The 18,475-nt window shown below is 52.7% G+C and carries 16 protein-coding genes, 1 tRNA gene and 1 pseudogene; 16 read left to right on the top strand and 2 right to left on the bottom strand.

The annotated features are described in order from the left end of the window. Nucleotides 1-204 precede the first annotated feature (204 nt). The 14 genes from nifL (at nucleotide 205) to SBL51_RS21700 (ending at nucleotide 14,817) form a co-directional block, all read left to right on the top strand. Complete coding sequence (gene nifL / locus SBL51_RS21635) at nucleotides 205-1,821, top strand: nitrogen fixation negative regulator NifL (protein ID WP_317933262.1); 1,617 nt, start codon at nucleotides 205-207, stop codon at nucleotides 1,819-1,821. A gap of 22 nt (nucleotides 1,822-1,843) precedes the next feature. Next, nucleotides 1,844-3,436, top strand: coding sequence for a nif-specific transcriptional activator NifA (nifA, locus tag SBL51_RS21640; protein WP_317933263.1), 1,593 nt, complete (start codon nucleotides 1,844-1,846; stop codon nucleotides 3,434-3,436). Between the two features lie 489 nt (nucleotides 3,437-3,925). Then, nucleotides 3,926-5,425, top strand: a complete 1,500-nt coding sequence (gene nifB / locus SBL51_RS21645) for a nitrogenase cofactor biosynthesis protein NifB (RefSeq protein WP_317933264.1) — start codon at nucleotides 3,926-3,928, stop codon at nucleotides 5,423-5,425. A 105-nt stretch (nucleotides 5,426-5,530) separates the two neighbouring features. Then, complete coding sequence (locus tag SBL51_RS21650; RefSeq protein WP_317933265.1) at nucleotides 5,531-5,815, top strand: 4Fe-4S dicluster domain-containing protein; 285 nt, start codon at nucleotides 5,531-5,533, stop codon at nucleotides 5,813-5,815. A 48-nt stretch (nucleotides 5,816-5,863) separates the two neighbouring features. Continuing rightward, nucleotides 5,864-6,301, top strand: a complete 438-nt coding sequence (locus tag SBL51_RS21655) for an ArsC/Spx/MgsR family protein (protein WP_317933266.1) — start codon at nucleotides 5,864-5,866, stop codon at nucleotides 6,299-6,301. Between the two features lie 4 nt (nucleotides 6,302-6,305). Further along, nucleotides 6,306-6,914 carry a nitrogen fixation protein NifQ gene (locus SBL51_RS21660; protein ID WP_317933267.1) on the top strand — a complete coding sequence of 203 codons (609 nt, stop codon included), beginning with the start codon at nucleotides 6,306-6,308 and terminating at the stop codon, nucleotides 6,912-6,914. 12 nt (nucleotides 6,915-6,926) lie between these two features. After that, nucleotides 6,927-8,648 carry a SagB/ThcOx family dehydrogenase gene (locus tag SBL51_RS21665; protein ID WP_317933268.1) on the top strand — a complete coding sequence of 574 codons (1,722 nt, stop codon included), beginning with the start codon at nucleotides 6,927-6,929 and terminating at the stop codon, nucleotides 8,646-8,648. A 131-nt stretch (nucleotides 8,649-8,779) separates the two neighbouring features. Further along, a complete protein-coding gene (locus tag SBL51_RS21670; RefSeq protein WP_317933269.1) occupies nucleotides 8,780-9,574 on the top strand; it encodes an ankyrin repeat domain-containing protein in 795 nt (264 codons plus the stop codon). A 171-nt stretch (nucleotides 9,575-9,745) separates the two neighbouring features. Beyond that, nucleotides 9,746-10,060 (top strand): Grx4 family monothiol glutaredoxin, encoded by a 315-nt coding sequence (gene grxD, locus SBL51_RS21675; RefSeq protein WP_317933270.1) that lies wholly within the window; start codon nucleotides 9,746-9,748, stop codon nucleotides 10,058-10,060. Between the two features lie 20 nt (nucleotides 10,061-10,080). Next, nucleotides 10,081-10,344 (top strand): BolA family protein, encoded by a 264-nt coding sequence (locus SBL51_RS21680; protein ID WP_317933271.1) that lies wholly within the window; start codon nucleotides 10,081-10,083, stop codon nucleotides 10,342-10,344. A 15-nt stretch (nucleotides 10,345-10,359) separates the two neighbouring features. Beyond that, complete coding sequence (locus tag SBL51_RS21685; RefSeq protein ID WP_317933272.1) at nucleotides 10,360-11,088, top strand: dinitrogenase iron-molybdenum cofactor N-terminal domain-containing protein; 729 nt, start codon at nucleotides 10,360-10,362, stop codon at nucleotides 11,086-11,088. 502 nt (nucleotides 11,089-11,590) lie between these two features. Continuing rightward, nucleotides 11,591-12,094 (top strand): hypothetical protein, encoded by a 504-nt coding sequence (locus SBL51_RS21690; protein WP_317933273.1) that lies wholly within the window; start codon nucleotides 11,591-11,593, stop codon nucleotides 12,092-12,094. A gap of 394 nt (nucleotides 12,095-12,488) precedes the next feature. Beyond that, nucleotides 12,489-14,516 carry a hypothetical protein gene (locus tag SBL51_RS21695; protein WP_317933274.1) on the top strand — a complete coding sequence of 676 codons (2,028 nt, stop codon included), beginning with the start codon at nucleotides 12,489-12,491 and terminating at the stop codon, nucleotides 14,514-14,516. A 224-nt stretch (nucleotides 14,517-14,740) separates the two neighbouring features. After that, nucleotides 14,741-14,817, top strand: a tRNA-Met gene (locus SBL51_RS21700). Nucleotides 14,818-16,048: 1,231 nt separating this feature from the next. On the opposite strand, the pseudogene SBL51_RS21705 reads toward SBL51_RS21700, so the two are convergent. Both SBL51_RS21705 and SBL51_RS21710 read right to left on the bottom strand, forming a co-directional pair. Next, nucleotides 16,049-16,366 (bottom strand): annotated as a pseudogene (locus tag SBL51_RS21705) (tyrosine-type recombinase/integrase); the annotation flags it as partial. 206 nt (nucleotides 16,367-16,572) lie between these two features. Further along, on the bottom strand, nucleotides 16,573-17,280 hold the full coding sequence (locus SBL51_RS21710) for a phage integrase N-terminal SAM-like domain-containing protein (protein ID WP_317933275.1): 708 nt from the start codon (nucleotides 17,278-17,280) through the stop codon (nucleotides 16,573-16,575). Between the two features lie 223 nt (nucleotides 17,281-17,503). On the opposite strand from SBL51_RS21710, the gene SBL51_RS21715 reads away from it, so the two are divergent. Both SBL51_RS21715 and SBL51_RS21720 read left to right on the top strand, forming a co-directional pair. Continuing rightward, the gene (locus SBL51_RS21715) at nucleotides 17,504-17,800 is read left to right on the top strand and encodes a hypothetical protein (protein ID WP_317933276.1); all 297 of its coding nucleotides are present in this window, start codon (nucleotides 17,504-17,506) and stop codon (nucleotides 17,798-17,800) included. A gap of 86 nt (nucleotides 17,801-17,886) precedes the next feature. After that, entirely contained in the window at nucleotides 17,887-18,294 is a 408-nt protein-coding gene (locus SBL51_RS21720) for a hypothetical protein (RefSeq protein ID WP_317933277.1), read from the top strand. Nucleotides 18,295-18,475 lie beyond the last annotated feature (181 nt).

Consider the following 18,475-nt stretch of genomic DNA (forward strand, 5'->3'; position numbering starts at 1 on the left):
AAATTGGCGAATCGAAAATCGTTGTAGCGTTTGCTACAAATCGAGCGTGCTTTTGCCACAAACTCGCGGATTTTGGCGTCTGCACGCGTGGTATAGATCTTGCGGTTTTACAGTGGCCAAGGGTAAACGCCCCTTACGACTCAACGCCTGGTGGTCCACTGGTCAGGTGTTGGGCCCAATCAAGCTCTACGGAAGCTGTAGATTATGAGCAATAGCAACAAGCCGACACTGCAGGTCACCAATCGACTGACAGAGGTAAAAGGCGGGCGTAAAACCCGCCCAACCGGCGACCCGGGAAATACCAATCTGTCGGATGATGTCTTCTTTAAGGCGGTGGAGAGTTGTCCGGTGGCCATCTCCATCACCGACCTTCACGCCAATATTCTTTACGCCAACAAAGCCTTTAGTCAGGTGACCGCCTACGGCCCGGACGAGGTGATTGGTAAAAACGAGTCAATCCTCTCCAACCACACCACCCCCTCGCTGGTTTATGAAACCCTGTGGGGGCGCCTGTTTCAGAAGAAGCCCTGGGTGGGGGTGCTGGTAAACCGCAAAAAAGATAATGCCCGTTACCTGGCCGAGCTGACCGTGGCGCCGGTAATGGACGACAACGGCCGGGTGACCAACTATCTCGGTATGCATCGTGACGTTACCGATGTGCACCGCCTGCAAAGCCAGGTGGTCAACAATAAATCGTTAATTGAGGCGGTGGTGAATGCCAGCCCTTCGGCCACCGTGGTGCTGGATGATCAGGGTGAAATCCTGATGGACAACCTCAGCTACAAGGCGTTGGCCTCCGATATGGGCGAGGAGCCGGTTAATAAAATATTCGCCGCCCTGGAAAAGCAGCTGGGCGAGCGCTTTACCCCCGACAAAGAGGGCGGTATTCACGTCAACGGTGTCGAGCTATCGTTTGAGATGCAGGGCTTTGGCCAGCGCTGCTTCTCCTGCTTCGGTACCTCCATCTCCATTAAAGATGACTCCATTGACTACTTCTTTGATCGCGCCACGCACAACTACACCCTGTTGGTGCTTACCGAAATAACCGAAATTCGCCGCCGTCAGGATCAGGCCCGGTTGCACACACTGAAAGAGTTGGTGGCCGAAGAGGAATTTATTCAGTGCATGACCGAAACCTACAACGGTGCCATTCACCAGTTGGAAAAGCCGGTCAATATGATTGCTGCGGCGGTCTCCATGTTGCAAAAGCGGGCTGGCGCCAAGGCTGATGCCGACCCGGTTCTGGAGGCGATGAGAAACGCCTTGGCGGAAGGCCAAAAAGCACTCGATATCCTCACCAAACAAGCGCCGGAAAAACAGCAATCGGCACAGGTTCCGGTCAACATTAATCAGCTCACTCGGGAAGTGGTCTCCATCTTGGCACAGAAAATGAGCGCCAGTGGTGTTGAGTTCAGCTGGGAGCCCGAGTCACATCTGCCGCACATTGTCGGTTCCGAAAATCAGTTGCGTACCATGATTAAACAGCTGGTGGAAAACGCCATTGAAGCCATGGAGCGCAATCGCGGTGAGTCTCGCGATCTTAAAATCACCAGCCGGCACGAAGATCAGTTTGTCGTGCTGGAGGTGGCGGATACCGGTAGCGGTATAGCCGAAGATTTGGCGATTAAAGTCTTTGAACCATTCTTTACCACCAAAGAAGTTGGCCACAACAGTAGCCGCGGAATGGGTTTATCGATGGTTCAGGAAATTGTCAACGAGCATGCGGGGATGGTGTCGCTTACCGATAATCGGCAGCCTGATAGCAGTATGCCTGGTTGTAAAGTGATTATTTATCTACCTGTAACTCACGACTCTCATTGATTCCGGTCCTGGGGGACATGCAATGAAAGCCTTTAACCTGCATGATGAAAAGATGACCGCCATGTTTGACAGCCGACAGAAGTTGCTAGAGAAAGAGATGGAAGTGGTTTACCAGATCTCTCGAGTATTGTGCCGCCATGAGGAGATCGAAAAGACTCACGCCGAGATTCTGAGTTTGTTGGATCAGGAGATGGGTCTGGCTGTGGGTCTGGTGGGCTTGTGTGATGATCAGCAAAGTGAGTTGCGCATTAACGCCATCAATGTGACCGATCCTCAATTGCGTAAGCAGGCGAGCAGTGTGCGCTACAAAGCGGGTGAAGGTATATTGGGCAAAGTGCTCTCCAGTGGTGAAAGCATTGTGCTTGGCCGCGTTGAAAGCGCTCCTACCTTTCTGCATAAATTGGATATTTACGACTACACCCTGCCTTTTATTGGTGTGCCTATTAAAGAGGGCAACGGCAAGGTGATCGGCGTGCTGGCGGTTCAGCCCGATTTTCCAGCTCAGGAGTTTTTGTCGGATTTAACCCGCTTTCTCTCTTCAGTGGCCAACCTGTTAGCGCACAATATTCACGCCGGTGGCACTCAGGACGCGGGCAGTAACACCTCTGTAGAGCGTCGCGACGACGCCGTGCGTCAGAAGCGGGTGAAGTACAGCTTCGACAATATGGTGGTGGGCAGCTCCGAGCCCATGCGCAAAATTTTTGAGCAGATCAAGCGCGTGGGTAAGTGGGACAGCACGGTACTGATTCGCGGTGAGTCCGGTACCGGTAAGGAGTTGATTGCCAGCTCCATTCACTACAACTCACCCCGCTCCAATAAACCCTTTGTGAAATTAAATTGCGCCGCGCTGCCGGAAAACCTGCTTGAGTCAGAGCTGTTTGGTCATGAAAAGGGTGCCTTTACCGGCGCGATTAAGCAGCGCCAGGGCCGTTTCGAACAGGCCGACGGCGGTACTCTCTTTTTGGATGAAATTGGTGAGATCTCACCCATGTTTCAGGCCAAACTGCTACGGGTGTTGCAGGAGAATGAACTGGAGCGGGTGGGTGGTAACCAAACCATTAAAGTGAATGTGCGAATTGTTGCGGCGACCAACCGAAATTTGGAAAGTGATATTGAAGAGGGTAAGTTCCGCGAGGATCTTTATTACCGTCTTAATGTTATGCCCATCAATTTGCCGCCATTGCGTGAGCGCCTGGAGGATATCCCCGAATTGTCGGAGTTCCTGGTGGGTAAAATTGCCAAGCAGCAGGGTCGCGAATTGCGCATTACCGAAGGTGGTGTGCGTAAATTAATGAGTTATCACTGGCCGGGTAATGTTCGCGAGTTGGAGAACTGCCTGGAGCGGGCTGCGGTCATGTGTGAAGACAGCTGTATTGATCTGGATGTGATATCGCTTAACACCACCTCAGAAACCAACGTCTTTGAAACCAACAACCGCGCTGCGGTGCCGGCCGTTGATTTAAAAGACGATAGTCTGGATGAGCGTGAGCGGGTAACGGCAGCGCTGGAGCAGGCCGGTTGGGTTCAAGCGCGCGCCGCTCGCCTATTGGGTATGACGCCACGGCAGATTGCCTACCGTATCCAAACATTGAAAATCAATGTTCGTAAAATTTAATTGACCGATGGCGGGTTGGTGGTTAACCGGGTGTGGTAACGGCTAATCACTGGTCGCCGGCAGGTTGATTCGCGCCGTCAGCGCAAACAGTTTTTGTAAGTGCCCGAACCAACAAAAAATTAATCTCGCACTGAAAACATTTTTAAATCAATCGAAAATTTGGCAACTAACCGGCTCTCCCGTTGAGCTTGCCAATTCTTTATCTGATTTGCGATTTATCAAATAATCCGCCGAATAAGTTCTTGTCATTTTTATTTTCCTGCCTGTTGCGACCTTTACATTTTTGTCACGAAAGGATTGTTCCGAGTGGTACAAATTCCGACAAAACATAAAGTCAGGCTAAAAATGTTGTTATTTTTCAAAGGGTTAAAAATTGCTTTTGGCGGGCATAGAGGTTGCAACACCTGCCTCACCAACCTGGAAGTGGCCGTGCTACGTAGGGCGACCGCTAAAACTAAAATCGTGATGTGGCAGGTATAGGAGTTTATTATGGACCTAAGTGTAATAAATGAGGCGGCGCCAGCCGAAGGCGGAGGTTGTTCATCAGGTTCTTGTGGTACCACCGATGATCAAATGTCTCATCTGTCCGAAGATATCAAACAGAAAGTTTTCAATCACCCCTGTTATTCCGAAGATGCGCATCACTATTTTGCGCGTATGCACGTCGCTGTAGCGCCCGCTTGTAACATTCAGTGTCACTACTGCAACCGTAAGTACGACTGTTCCAACGAGTCACGACCCGGCGTGGTATCCGAGTTGTTGAGCCCTGAAGAAGCAGTCATGAAAACCAAAGCTGTAGCGGCCACTATTCCGCAAATGACCGTACTCGGTATTGCCGGTCCTGGCGACCCCTTGGCCAATCCGGAGCGCACCTTTGCCACCTTCCGCATGCTCTCCGAGCAGGCGCCAGATATCAAACTGTGTGTTTCCACCAATGGTCTGGCTCTGCCCGAAGCTGTGGAAGAGTTGTCCAAGCACAACATCGACCACGTTACCATCACCATCAACACCGTTGACCCGGAAATTGGTGCCAAAATTTACCCATGGATCTACTGGAACAACCGTCGTATCCACGGTGTGAAAGGAGCCAAAATCCTCATCGAGCAGCAGCAAAAAGGTCTGCAAATGCTGACTGACCGCGGCATTCTGGTAAAAGTTAACTCGGTAATGATTCCCGGTGTTAACGATGAGCACCTGAAAGAAGTGAGCCGCATTGTTAAGTCAAAAGGCGCTTTCCTGCACAACGTTATGCCGCTGATCGCTGAAGCCGAACACGGTACTTTCTACGGTGTTATGGGTCAGCGTGGTCCTACCCCTGAAGAGCTGCAAGATCTGCAAGACTCCTGTGCCGGTGACATGAACATGATGCGTCACTGCCGTCAGTGTCGTGCCGACGCCGTGGGCCTGTTGGGTGAAGACCGTGGTGAAGAGTTCACTTTGGATAAAATTGCCGAAATGAACATCGACTACGACAAAGCCATGAAAGTTCGTGCTGCTGTGCATCAGGGTATTGAAGAAGAGCTGGCGGAAAAACAAGCCAAGAAAGCTCGTCTGGCTTCAGCCACCGTTGCCAAACCTGCCGATGACAAAGTTTATCGTCCAGTGTTGATGGCGGTTGCCACCAGTGGACAGGGTGTTATCAACCAACACTTCGGTCACGCTACCGAGTTCCTGATCTACGAAGCCTCCAGCAAAGGTGTGCGTTTTATCAGCCACCGCAAAGTGGATCAGTACTGCATCGGTAACTCCGAGTGTGGTGAGAAAGAGAGCGCTCTGGAAGGCTCTATTCGCGCCCTGCAAGGTTGTGAAGTTGTACTCTGTTCCAAAATTGGCTTCGAGCCATGGGGCATGCTGGAAGATGCCGGTATCGCTCCCAATGGTGAGCACGCCATGGAAACTATCGATGACGCCATTCGCGAAGTTTATCAAGAGATGATTGATAACGGCGCTTTGGAAGAGTTGGTGGAAGAAGAGGCCGCAACCGCTTAATTGCGTTGCTTCCCCATGGCGTAAGCCATGGGGACTCTTCAAAAATTTATGATTAGCCTGAAAATGCCGGAAATAAAATCGCCGTGTTAAAAAGGAGACAAGCAGATGTCATTATCCATTGTTGATTCTTGTGTAAGTTGTCACGCCTGTTCCGCTGTGTGCCCTAACGATGCGATCTACTTGTCCGAGCGACATAAGCATTTTGTGATTGACCCAAAAAAATGTACCGAGTGTGAAGGCGATTACGCCGATGCCCAGTGTGCCAGTATCTGCCCGATCGAAGAGACCATCCTCGACGCCCAGGGCGCACCGATCAATCCATTCGGCTCATTAACCGGTATTCCACCGGAAAAAATGGAAGAGGCGCTGCAAGAGATTCAAGCGCGCTAATGTCGACCGCGAATTCAATTCGCACAGACCGCAATCGAGTTAGACCCAATGTTATACGACGATATACCCCTCTTTTTTGGCAAGCCCACGTGTATTAACAACCGCAAACAGCGGCAGATTTTGCACGCGGCCGGAGTGGAGTTTATCGAACAGGATCTACTGAACTACCGTTGGTCTACCGAGTTGCTACGCCAATTTTTCTCAGGGTTGCCTGTGGCGGAATGGATCAACAAATCGGCCCCGCAATTTAAATCCGGAGAGCTCGATCCATCCGCCATGAGCCCTGAGCAACTGCTGCAAGCCATGGTGGCCAACCCCATTCTGATACGTCGCCCGCTGCTCGCCTGGCGCGGCCAGCGTTGGGTGGGATTCGATTGGCAGAAACTGCATCAGATATTACCGGTGAATATTGAGCAGGCCGATGCGCTGCTCAAGGCCGACGATGATATTGAGAGCTGCGCCCGCACGCAGACTGCCAAAGGATAAACGGATGGACGTTTCAGATCAGCTCAAAGTCAGCAACTACCAACCGGCGCCCAGTGCGGCACCGGCGATTGCCGACCGTTCGTTGTCGGCGATCAACGGCCGACTGTTTCGCTTTATTTATCAGGCTCAGCGCAACGGCTTGAGCTGCTTGCCCTATTTTCTGGGGGTGAGCGATGAGAGCCGGGTGGATGTCGCCCGTTTTCTGGTGGCCAGCAACCCAGAGCTGGAGATCGATTTCTCCATGCAGCCCTGGGAGGATGTGCGCCAGAGTCTCTTGGATATGCGCCAGGATGAGTGGCAGGAGGTACGCGATCTGATTGCGGCCAATGCCAATAGCGAACATCCCAGCTCCCTCTGGTTGGCGGATATCGTCGCTGCCGGTTGCCTGGGTGGTAACCACCTGTGGCGCGATCTGGGGCTGCCCAACCGGCAAATGCTCTCCGAGCTGTTGACGGCCAATTTCGGACCGCTGGCAGAGCTCAATGTCAAAGACATGAAGTGGAAAAAATTCTTCTACAAGCAGCTGTGCGAAATGGAGGGGGGCTACGTCTGTCGGGCGCCCACCTGTGAACAGTGCACCGCCTACGAAGACTGTTTTGGACCGGAAGATTAGAGGTACGCGCGTGTGTCTTCTCCCCCTGATGAGTTATCGAACGCCGGCCCAGCGCTGGCTGCGGTTAAGCAGTACCATCAATTAACCAAACACCGGTTCGAGGCCTACGCCCGCGGACCGGAAACCCTCGATTGGGATAACCAACCCAACCCCTTTCGCGAATTCACCGGCAGTACCGCCATTCCCCTAAGCCTGGAGACACAACTGGCAGCGGTGGACTTCTCCCAACTGGCGAGCCTGACCGCCAGCACCATAACTCCACAACCGATCAATCAGGCAACACTGTCGGCGTTCTTTCGCCTCAGCTTTGGCCTGGCCGCCTGGAAACAGTACGGGCCGGATAAGTGGGCGCTTAGGGTCAACCCCTCCAGTGGCAACCTCCACCCCACCGAAGCCTACTGCCTGCTCGACAGTGAAAGCAGCGAAGACCCCAACTTGGTTGGCTTGCAGCACTACCACGCCGAGCAGCACGAGCTCACCCGCCGAGGCGGTGGCCACGGTCAGGGACAGCTGAATCAGGGCTTTTTGCTGCTGTTTAGCTCGGTGCTGTGGCGGGAGAGCTGGAAATATGGCGAACGCGCCTACCGCTACTGCCAGTTGGATGTCGGCCACGCCATGAGCTGCGCCGCCTATGCCGCGCGCAGCCTGGGCTGGTCGGCCTATTGGTTGCCGCGTGTTGACGAGCCCACCATGAGCCGGGCTCTGGGTTTGGCCAACCATGAATACCAAACCATCCGCCCGGAAGAGGGTGAAGTGGCTGAGTGTTGTCTCTACATCACCCGCGAAACGATCGATTGTAGCAATTCCGACAAAAGCAGCCAGGTGCACCAGCAGGCAGTGGCGGCATTGAACGCCATCAGCGAGTGGTATGGCACACCCAACAGCCTGGGTGAAAAAAGCTTCTATCGCTGGCCGGCGGTGGATGAGGTGGCCCGTGCTTGCGCCACTGACGGCGGTGAAGCCGAAGCCCAATGGCCCTGGCTGCTGCCGGTTCAGCAACCCGAGGCCCTGCTGGCTGAGCCAGACTCCCTGCCAGATATGCCCTTTGACAAGGTGGCTCTTAACCGGCGTAGCGCCCAGCGCTTCCAGCGTCAGCCCATGGCTAAAGCCCAATTTTTACAGCTGCTGCAGCGCCTGCAGAGCTTGGGGCAACCGCTGTTATCCGGTGTCGACGGGACCATAGCCGGCCTGGACTTGATTATCGTGGTCCACGATGTCGAACAGCTGGAGCCGGGCCTCTACGTACTGCCGGGCAGCGCCCAACAGCGGGCGCCACTGCAGGCGGCCATGCAGCGTTGGCCGGACTGGCAGACAGCGGCACAGTGGGGTAGCGACAACAATCAACACCAGTTATGGCAGCTCAAGGTGGCGAATGCCCGCAAGGTAACCGGTAGTTTGTGCTGTCAACAGGCGATCGCTGCCGACTGCAATTTCACCATTGGGTACTTGGCACGATTTGAGCAATCACTCTTGCAGATGGGCAGTTCCTGGTATCGGACTCTGTTCTGGCAGGCGGGCAGCCTGGCGCAACAGGTTTATCTGGCAGCCACCAACGCAGGTGTGGCGGCCACAGGGATTGGCTGCTTTTTCGACGATCCCTGGCACGAGTTTCTGGGTTTGTCTGATGAGCAATACCAATTTGTCTACCAAATGGCAGTTGGTCATCCCATTGTGGATGAGCGCATCACACAATTCTCCGGCTACTACTACTTGAAAGATCGGAATAATAACTAAACCTGCCGATTGATCTTGATCCAAAGCGACGCTCGACCATTGTAGGAAAATCGACAACTTTAAAAATCGCCGGTGTTGTCGACGGCAAAAATGACAATGACTCCAAGCGCAGTTTAATTGAGGTGGAAGCAATGAGTGGGTTTAAGGAAGTTGATCTGAAATCGGCAGAAAAAGTACTGGCCGAAGAGAATATTCTGGTGCTGGATGTGCGCGACCGCTTGTCCTATCGCTGCGGCCACATTCCCAACGCCATTAATTTTGGCAAAGACAACCTGAAAATGTTTTTGCAAAACATCAATAAGCACCTGACTCTGCTGATCTACGGCGAGGGTGAACAGGATGCCGAAGCCATCGCGGAATTGCTGGTGGAGTTTGGTTTTCAGAACGTTCTGGTGCTGGCCGGTGGTTACGACCTATGGGCGCAGAATCATCAGGCTAAAATGCCCAAGCATGTCTGCGATTGGCTGAACGACAACGGCTACTCCTGCGACGACCTGGACCGCCGCGGCTTCAATGGTGAAACCGCGCTGATGCTGGCCGCCCGTCAGGGTAGAACCGAATATGTGGTGGAGCTGATTGACCGTGGCGCCAGCCTCGATATCACCAACAACGATGGTAACTCCGCTGTATGGCTGGCCTGCTATGGTAACGACCCGCACACTCTGCAGGCGTTGATTGAGGCTGGTGCCGACATCAACCAGCAAAACGACAATGGCGCAACGTCGTTAATTTATGCCGCCTCGGCCGGTCGCGAAACCATGGTGCACATCCTGTTGCTGGCCGGTGCCGATCACCGTTTGGCCACCCTGGATGACTTCACCGCACTGGATGTCGCCAGCACCGCCAAAATATTGAAATTATTGCGGCAGGCCGCCAAGGGTTTACCCATTGCCGAATTTAATGCGGCGCTTTCCCTAGCCGTTTAAGCGCGCTCCACCGGCTTGTGCCGGGGGCGTGTGACTGGCTTGAGTGCTGCCGCAGCCACCTACTGCATGTAGGGTTCACCAAATTTGCAAATCAAATTAGGCCGAGCGTGAATCAAAAACAGTGTTGCTGTTATTGATAACCAGGCAAACCGATAAACAGGAGAGTGTTTTGTGAGTACTGAAGACAAAATTCGTAAACAAATCGCCGAAAACCCGGCCATCCTCTACATGAAAGGGGTCCCCGAGGCTCCCGAGTGTGGCTTCTCCCGCGCGGCGGTGGGTGCCTTGGCAGAAGCCGGCATCGAATACGCCTACGTTAATGTTCTACAGGCACCCTTTATTCGCGAAAAGCTGCCCAAGGTTTCCAACTGGCCAACTTTCCCACAACTGTTTATCAATGGTGAGCTCGTTGGCGGCAGCGATGTTATCTGTGAAATGGTAGCCGACGGTTCGCTCAGCAAAGCAACTGTTTCCACCCCCGCCTAAAGCCAGTTAAGGAGTGCAATGTGGAAAGCCAATTTGTTGAACAGAAAGTGGCCGAGCTGGTGCCGGAAGCGGAAATAGAAGTGGAAGGTGCCGACTGTGATTTTAGTGTCACCGTTATTAGTGAACATTTTCAGGGTATGACCAAGGTCAAGCGGCAACAGTTGGTGCTCTCCGGATTTTCCGATTACCTGGCCACCGGTGAACTCCACGCTCTGACCGTAAAAGCTTTCACCATGGATGAGTGGAATAACAAAACCAATGGTTTGGTGCAGCTGTCGCTTTAAGCAGAGGACTCTACTATGTCTGCGAGTAACCTAGAGCGGGAAGCCGCCTTAAAAATCGCCTTGGCCGCCCGTATTCTTCCGGGCATTACCGTCTCTCAATTGTTGGAGGTACTCTTCTCCCGCCTGGATGGAGAGATCAACGAAGAGACGTTAAAAACCGTTACCGTTACCGATCTGAAGACCAGTTTCGCCAGTGTCGATGGTGAAGAAGATGGTGAAGATATCGGTATCGGTCTGGAAGAGATGAAAGAGGCGGTCCGCATCCTGTGGGGTGAATCCACCGATGAGGAGTCCATTAAAATGGAGACCTTTGAGGGGCCGCAGGAGGGCAGCATCCGCGTTGCGGTGGCCTCCAACAGTGAGGAGCAGCTCAATGGCCATTTTGGCTCCTGTATCCGCTATCTGATCTATCAGATGAGTGGCACAGAGCTGAAACTGATTGACGCCCGCTCGGCGTTGGCGGCCGACTTCTCCGACGATAAAAACCTCTTCCGCGCCAATTTAATTGCCGATTGCGACGTGGGCTATTTTGTCTCCGTGGGTGGCCCCGCTGCCGCCAAGGTGATTCGCGCCGGGGTATACATCATCAAGGAGATTGCTGGGGGCGAGGCACGGGAAGTGCTGGGCCGCCTGCAACAGGTGATGGCCGGTTCACCACCGCCCTGGTTGGCGAAAATTATGGGTGCCAAAACCGAAGACCGGATTCGCTGTGAATCTCTGAAAGAGACCAGTATCGAAGAGTAAACGGTTTACCGCGTGGGCCCGGTAGTGTTACCGGGCCACGTATTAGCCGATAGGCTAGCGATTAATCCAGTGGCCGGCTGCTTTAGTTGGTTATTTAATGAATCAGCCATTCCTCGTGTTATCTAACTCTTTGCTAGGCATGTCTGCCGCCTTCCCTCTATAGCTACTTTCCCCTGTTGTTAACGGCTCTCCCTTGGTAACACCCCTCTGTTTGTGCGTGGCTTCTGTTTAAGCGTGGAGCTGACCCTAACCTCGTCACATACTGTGGATGTGGCCTGCCAGTTAAAGTCGTTATAATCGGATTTTCTGTCCGCGAGCCTGCCCGCCAATGATCGACCTCTACTGTGAACGCCTCGGCCCTGGCCTGTGGGCGGAACCCTGGAATGCCCTCTCCAACGGCGCTTTTTTGCTCGCCTTTATCCTGCTGTTGTCGCCCAGCCGACAGGCCTGGCCGAATTTATTGCCAGGACAACGTATCGCGTTGCAACTGCAGCTCCTGTTTTTGTTGGCCATTTTTATTGGCAGTAGTGCCTTCCATACCCTGGCCAATCAGTGGTCTTTGTTGGCCGATGTGATACCTATTTCGTTATTCCAACTGGTCTTTTTGGCGGCTTACAGCCGTTATGTGATAGCTCTGCCTGTGTGGGGCGTGGCTTCGCTGCTGATACTTTTTTTAGTGAGTGGCTGGTTGCTGGGACTGTTGCCGGTGGATATTAACGGTTCACAATCTTATTTGGCTGCCGCACTTTTTGTCGCCGGGTTGGGCATTTATCACCGTTTGAGTCATCAGCCGGAGCCCTTTGTTTTATTGACGGCACTGGTACTTTTTTTAGTATCACTAACATTGCGTACTATCGATAACAGTATTTGTGGGCAGTGGCCATTGGGCACCCATTTTTTATGGCATTTGTGCAATGGCGCGGTGTTGTATTTGTGTGTGCGAGCCTATTTAAAATCTCTAACCCATAAGGGGCAGGGGCTGCATTTACTGGCATTTGAACAATAATAATTTGTGTTTAGACGAAGGCCGAGCTAAGAATCACACGGGCTTAAAAAAGTGCTATAGGCCTGCTGATTATTAATTTTAGTCTGCAAAAATAGGGGTTAATTTAACGTAAAATTTTATTTTTGCAGCAACTGCTTTAATAAAGCTAAGCGGCTTTAGCCAATAAAGGTTACTAAAAGTACCAGTTTGTTACCCATCTCATTTGACTAATCGCCCGCTCGTTGGTGGTTAGCTATCAAACCCGAAATTCATCCATTCAGACGAGGCGCCTGGTCGCCTCCATCTTTTATATTGCCGCTGGTTAAAAAGAGATGCTGTTTTTTTGCATCCAAAAGTATGCCGCCTGATCGGACAGGTGCACATTTATAATAACGACACTTTTGGAGGTGTAGTCATGCTTCGCCATGTTACTAAGGGCGGATTGACGGCGGTGTGGTTTGCTTTTACCGCTGCTGCCGCCCTACCCACGTCAGCCGATGAATTACCCCTGTTAGACCAACAATATATTCGCTCGCCCATCGCTGCCGGCTGTAAAAACCAGCCCGATAGCACGCCTATTCCACTGGACCCTCGTACCCTGGTGGTAGACGGGGTTAACAACCCCAACTCCGCGGTGCAGTTCAATGCCTATTGGGTTGATTTGCATAACCCACCGGCACCTTTTGTGAATAACTCTCTGCCGCCCAATCCCACCACCTGTGGCGAGTTCAGAGCCAGTGTGGAGCGCGGTAAAGCCAATCTGGAGACCCGCGCCTACTTCCAGTTTTTCAGTACCTCACTGGCCTACTACAACCTCTACCAAACCTGGGGCTATCTGTTCCGGCCTTCGGATTTCGACGAGCAGGTGGTCAAGCGCTACGGCCTGTCACCAGCGCCATTCCGCAACCCCTACCCACTGCCCTGGGAAGACCCGAATCAAACCGACGGCGGTAGTGGCCAGCTGCCAATGGGTATGATTCAGGTGCGCGATGACGACGGTAACTACACCGGTATGATCGCCTCCAGCTGTTCCGGCTGCCACGACTCGCGGGTGGGTGATGAAAGCGAAGCCTACTTCCACTGGGGCCGTGCTAACGGCTCTGGTGATGCCGGTTTGATACAGGCGGACTTCTTCCGGGCGAATGTCTTTACCGCACCCCTGGAGCTGGCACCCATCCCCTGGAGTACCGGCCGTGGTACCTCTGATGCCATTGGTATTATCGACTACCTGCCGGCGCTGTTTGATATGGACACCATGATGCTGGCGCCGAGCTTGTTGGAGTACTTCCCAACCCACGCCGGCGGTATGACCAAGGCACCACACTGGTACCATCGCGCCTTTAAAACCCGTCAGTTTTGGGATGGTGCGCTCACCTCGGATAACGTCCGTTCGGAGATGGCCTTTGGTGTCGCCAACCTGACCCGCAACGCCGCCGAACGCCGGGCGCTGACCAGCGAGTTTGAGGATATCGACAACTTCCTGATCTCCATGTCGCCCCCCAGCTACCCGGGGACCATCGACACGGCTCTGGCGGAGCAGGGCGCCGTACTCTTCCACGAGCGCGACCTGTGGGCCAATGGTGCCAACCCGGATATTCCCAAAGCGGCCGGTAACGGCTCCTGTGCCAGCTGCCACGGTGTTTACTCGCCACGCTACGCCGCCGATACCAACTATCTGCCCGACCCGCGCCTTAAGGGCATCGCCGGGGTGATCACACCGCTGGAGACCATCGGTACCGATCCGGAGCGGGCGCTGTTGATGTCGGACGAACGTAAACGCCGCGCCTGGAACACCTCCTACCTGGCCTATAACGATATGAGCCCGGACCATGAGGGCTATGCGGATAACCTGGTAGTGAGTGAGTTTAACCGCGTGCCACGTGCCGCCTACGACAACGACGAAGGTCCTATCTTCTCGCCAGAAGGCCCCAACGAGTGGATCGCACCGTTTGGCTACATCGCACCACCGCTCTACGGTGTGTGGGGTAACGCGCCCTTCTTCCACAACGGCAGTATTCCCGACCTGTGGGGTGTGTTGAAGCCGTCTGATCGGCCGAAAGTGTGGAAGCGGCGGCAAACCGATGCTGGTATCTACGGCAAAAACCGTGGCTACGACTACAGCTTCGCCGCTTTTGATTTCACCAAGCTGGGTTGGAAATACGAGTCACTGGCCTGTAGCAACAATATCTTCACCTCGCCCTTCCTACCCTGTACTAACGACATGGCCACGGCGGATATTGTGTTTGCCAACGTGGCGAATAAGGTGGCCGAGTTCAACTCACTGGCTTACCAGTCGCCACCGCCGATCACCGACAAGCAGATCAAGTCGCGTATGATCTTCAACACCTACCTCTACGGTAATGGTAATCGGGGCCACGAGTTCACTCAGTCGCTTACCGACGCAGAGCGAATGGCTATTCTGGAATACCTCAAAACCTTGTAGCTTTATGTGGTGTTATTTGGCCGCCCTGACGGGCGGCCCTTTTTTTGTAAGCGTGAGGTGGCGGGGCTTACAGCGAGGGTAAAATGCAAGTGTTTGAAAAATAGACAATTTTATTTTGCAAACACCCCTTGACCACCCCCGTTCACCTCCCTATAATGCGCAGCCTCTGATGGCAGGGGATACCAGCCCCAAGGCGTAACAGCCACTGCCACAGAAGACGTTGATGCGGGGTGGAGCAGCCTGGTAGCTCGTCGGGCTCATAACCCGAAGGTCGTCGGTTCAAATCCGGCCCCCGCTACCAATATTCAAACAAAAAAGGCCGACTTTTAAGTCGGCCTTTTTTGTTTGTGGTTGCTGGAGGTCTGGCGAAGAACCGACCCGGGTTCACCAGACGCATTGCGTCTGGAACAAGCAGCTTTGCTGCGCAGCCCGAAGGGTGGTTACAGCCCAAAGGTTGTAATCATTCAATCCGGCCCAAGGAGCGCTCAGTCAGCAGCGCGCGACTTTTAAGTCGGCCTTTTTTGTTTGTGGTTGCTGGAGGTCTGGCGAAGAACCGACCCCGGTTCACCAGACGCATTGCGTCTGGAACAAGCAGCTTTGCTGCGCAGCCCGAAGGGTGATTACAGCCCAAAGGCTGTAATCATTCAATCCGGCCCAAGGAGCGCTCAGTCAGCACCGCGCGACTTTTAAGTCGGCCTTTTTTGTTTGTGGTTGCTGGAGGTCTGGCGAAGAGCCGACCCCGGTTCACCAGACGCATTGCGTCTGGAACAAGCAGCTTTGCTGCGCAGCCCGAAGGGTGGTTACAGCCCAAAGGTTGTAATCATTCAATCCGGCCCAAGGAGCGCTCAGTCAGCAGCGCGCGACTTTTAAGTCGGCCTTTTTTGTTTGTGGTTGCTGGAGGTCTGGCGAAGAACCGACCCCGGTTCACCAGACGCATTGCGTCTGGAACAAGCAGCTTTGCTGCGCAGCCCGAAGGGTGATTACAGCCCAAAGGTTGTAATCATTCAATCCGGCCCAAGGAGTGCTCAGTCAGCACCGCGACTTTTAAGTCGGCCTTTTTTGTTGGTGGTTGCTGGAGGTCTGGCGAAGAACCGACCCCGGTTCACCAGACGTATTGCGTCTGGAACAAGCAGCTTTGCTGCGCAGCCCGAAGGGTGATTACAGCCCAAAGGCTGTAATCATTCAATCCGGCCCAAGGAGCGCTCAGTCAGCACCGCGCGACTTTTAAGTCGGCCTTTTTTGTTTGTGGTTGCTGGAGGTCTGGCGAAGAACCGACCCCGGTTCACCAGACGCATTGCGTCTGGAACACTTAAACGCCGGCAGCGTTTAAGCGCTGCCCTGGCAACCTTAGGGCGTGCTCAGGAAGAGCTCGACACACCCGCATAGCGGCGCAGCCCGCAGGGTTATCAAGTCCCACAGGCCGGAATAATTCACCAGCCCGAATCAATGCCAGCAATCACTGCATCTCCTACACAAAGCTTTGCCTCGTTGCTCAAGGCGTTAGAGCCCTTGGAAACTGAACTAGGGTAACGTTAAAGCACAGCGCTTAACGGGCTTTTAACGCCGTGCGCGCCTTGCTTGATAACGTGTGTATAGATCTCGGTGGTGGTAACGTCAGAGTGGCCCAACTGTTGTTGCACGGTTCGGATATCGGCACCGGCCTGTAATAGGTGTGTCGCGAATGAGTGACGAAGGGTGTGGCAGGTAATCGTTTGCCTAAGACCGATGCGAGTTCCAGCTTCACGAATCGCTTTATTTAACGATGACTCATCAAAGTGATGCCGACGAATTAGGCGTGTGGCAGGGTCTATGCTCAAGCGGCTTGCAGGAAATAAATATTGCCAGTCTAGGGCCTGTTAACACTAATTTAGCGCCTCTGTTGAGCTTGAAATGCGCTCGATCTAGGCGCGAGCCGCGTAGTTTGGTGGGCCCAAATCAGCGGTGAGCAACAACGAGCGAGCGCATTTCAGGCTCAACCCTTCGGGCTGGGGCCAGTTTTTTGCCCAGCGTTGTTGCCCGCCGCTTATGTAGGCCCACTACCTGGCACGTCCGGCGCCTAGCTGGACAAAAAACTGACCTCCAGCAGTGGTGCTAAATTAGTGTTAACAGGCCCTAGGTTCTTGCTGGCTTTGGTAAACTTTCTATTTAGTGCATTAGGAAGATGAACGCCGGCAAAACTTGGGTTTAGTAGATCCTCTTCTAATTGCAATGCTACCTTCGCAGTTTGAGCGCTGAGTGCGGGCAGTAGCTCGGGTGCCAGCGTGGTCAAGCGATGTTTACCGCCTTTGCCATTCCAAACGCGTATTTGCAAATGCTCGATGTCTATATCGTGCACACGCAGGCGCACCACTTCAATACGCCTCAGGCCAGAGCCATACATCAAACAGGCCATCAGCTTTACCTTACCGCTTAGCTCGGCCAGCAAATTCTTCACTTCGTGTTCTGTTAGTACCACTGGTAATTTAGCCTGCTGTTTGGCTTTTTGGTAACGAGAGAAATCCAGCGGTGAGTGTAAGTATTTATTGTAAAGAAATGCTAATGCATTGACGGCGGTAGCCTGGGTGGACGCCGATACACTACGATTAACGGCTAAATGGGTCAGAAAACGTTGAACGTCCGTTCCTCCTAACTCCGCCGGGTGTACCTTGTTACAGAAAAGGATGTAGCGTTTAATCCAATGCAGATAAGAGTCAACGGTTCTACGGCTGTAACGCTCAACCAGCATATGCTCACGGATGTTTTGTAGGAAGGGGGAGGCACTCATTGTTGTCATTCCTGTATGTATGTACAGTATTTTGCCCAGCTTATTATCTTAACCGGGGATTTGCCCCTGTTATTAATTGCAGGCAAACGCAATGACAGATTTTGTTCTGTTATTTCAATGGGTTAGACTTGGCGCATTAATCCTCCAGTCAATAAGCTGGGGACCCTATATTATAGTAAAGAGGGCGAAGCCCTCGTTTACGGACTGTTATACGTAAATTCATATGCACGAGTATCACAAACTTAAAAATGCTTTAGTTGAGATCTTCTCCGAACAAGGATACAAAGAGGATAAGCCTGATACAGATTTAGATTATTGTGGGTCTGTGCACAGTATCTATGCTCACGGCGAAAAGCGATTCATGATCGAGTGGGATGGAGAAGAGGGATTTGGGGCCGTAGAGCAATGGATGGGTAATAATTCCTGGGCCATGCTCAAGCCAATTGTTCCTGAAGATGTAGAAAGTGAATTTAATAAAAATCTAGAAGCTCTATGTAAAGAGGATAAGAGCCGCCTGTGAGAACACGTATAACAATTCAAACCAGCAAGGGCCTTCGGCCGGGACTCGCTAACGCTCGCCCCTGTTTGAGGCGTTATGTGTAAACCATGCTGAGAGAACTACATTCATTTAGTGTAATTGCAGCATTCTGTGCAATGGCAATTATGACTGTTGAAACCTTGTTTGCAGGTATAGGGCTAGCAAGCATTTTGTTTGGAGGCATAGTTTTACCATTCGCCTATATTTTAGCCTTCATCCTTGGTTTTCCACTTCTTTTCCTTCAAAAGAAGTTGCATTTAAGCATCTATTCTTGGTTGGTGGTTTATGGCGCTGTGGGCTTGCTGGGTTCTACGTTATTTCTCGTAGTAATGGGTATTAGCATTACCAATGCATTTGGCTCTTCATCTGGGTTCTTTTTAACCTATGGCCCAATGGGGTTAGCAGCATCAACGGGGGCTTGGTATTTTGCTGTTTACCGCAAGAGTAAATCAGGTGCAGAAAATGCACACACATAACAAGTTGCTATTGTCGCCGCTACGCGGCTGGGACAGCCTACACGCCGCTTCGCTCTGAACCTATACCACTTTAGTTGACAGTATTTTCTGTCAATCTAAAGGGTAAGAATATGGGGCAAACTAGAAAGCGTCATTATGATCGATATACGCTAGAATTTAAAAAGATGGTTGTTAAGCTTGC

Source organism: Halioxenophilus sp. WMMB6 (assembly GCF_033283405.1).
GTDB lineage: Bacteria > Pseudomonadota > Gammaproteobacteria > Pseudomonadales > Cellvibrionaceae > Halioxenophilus.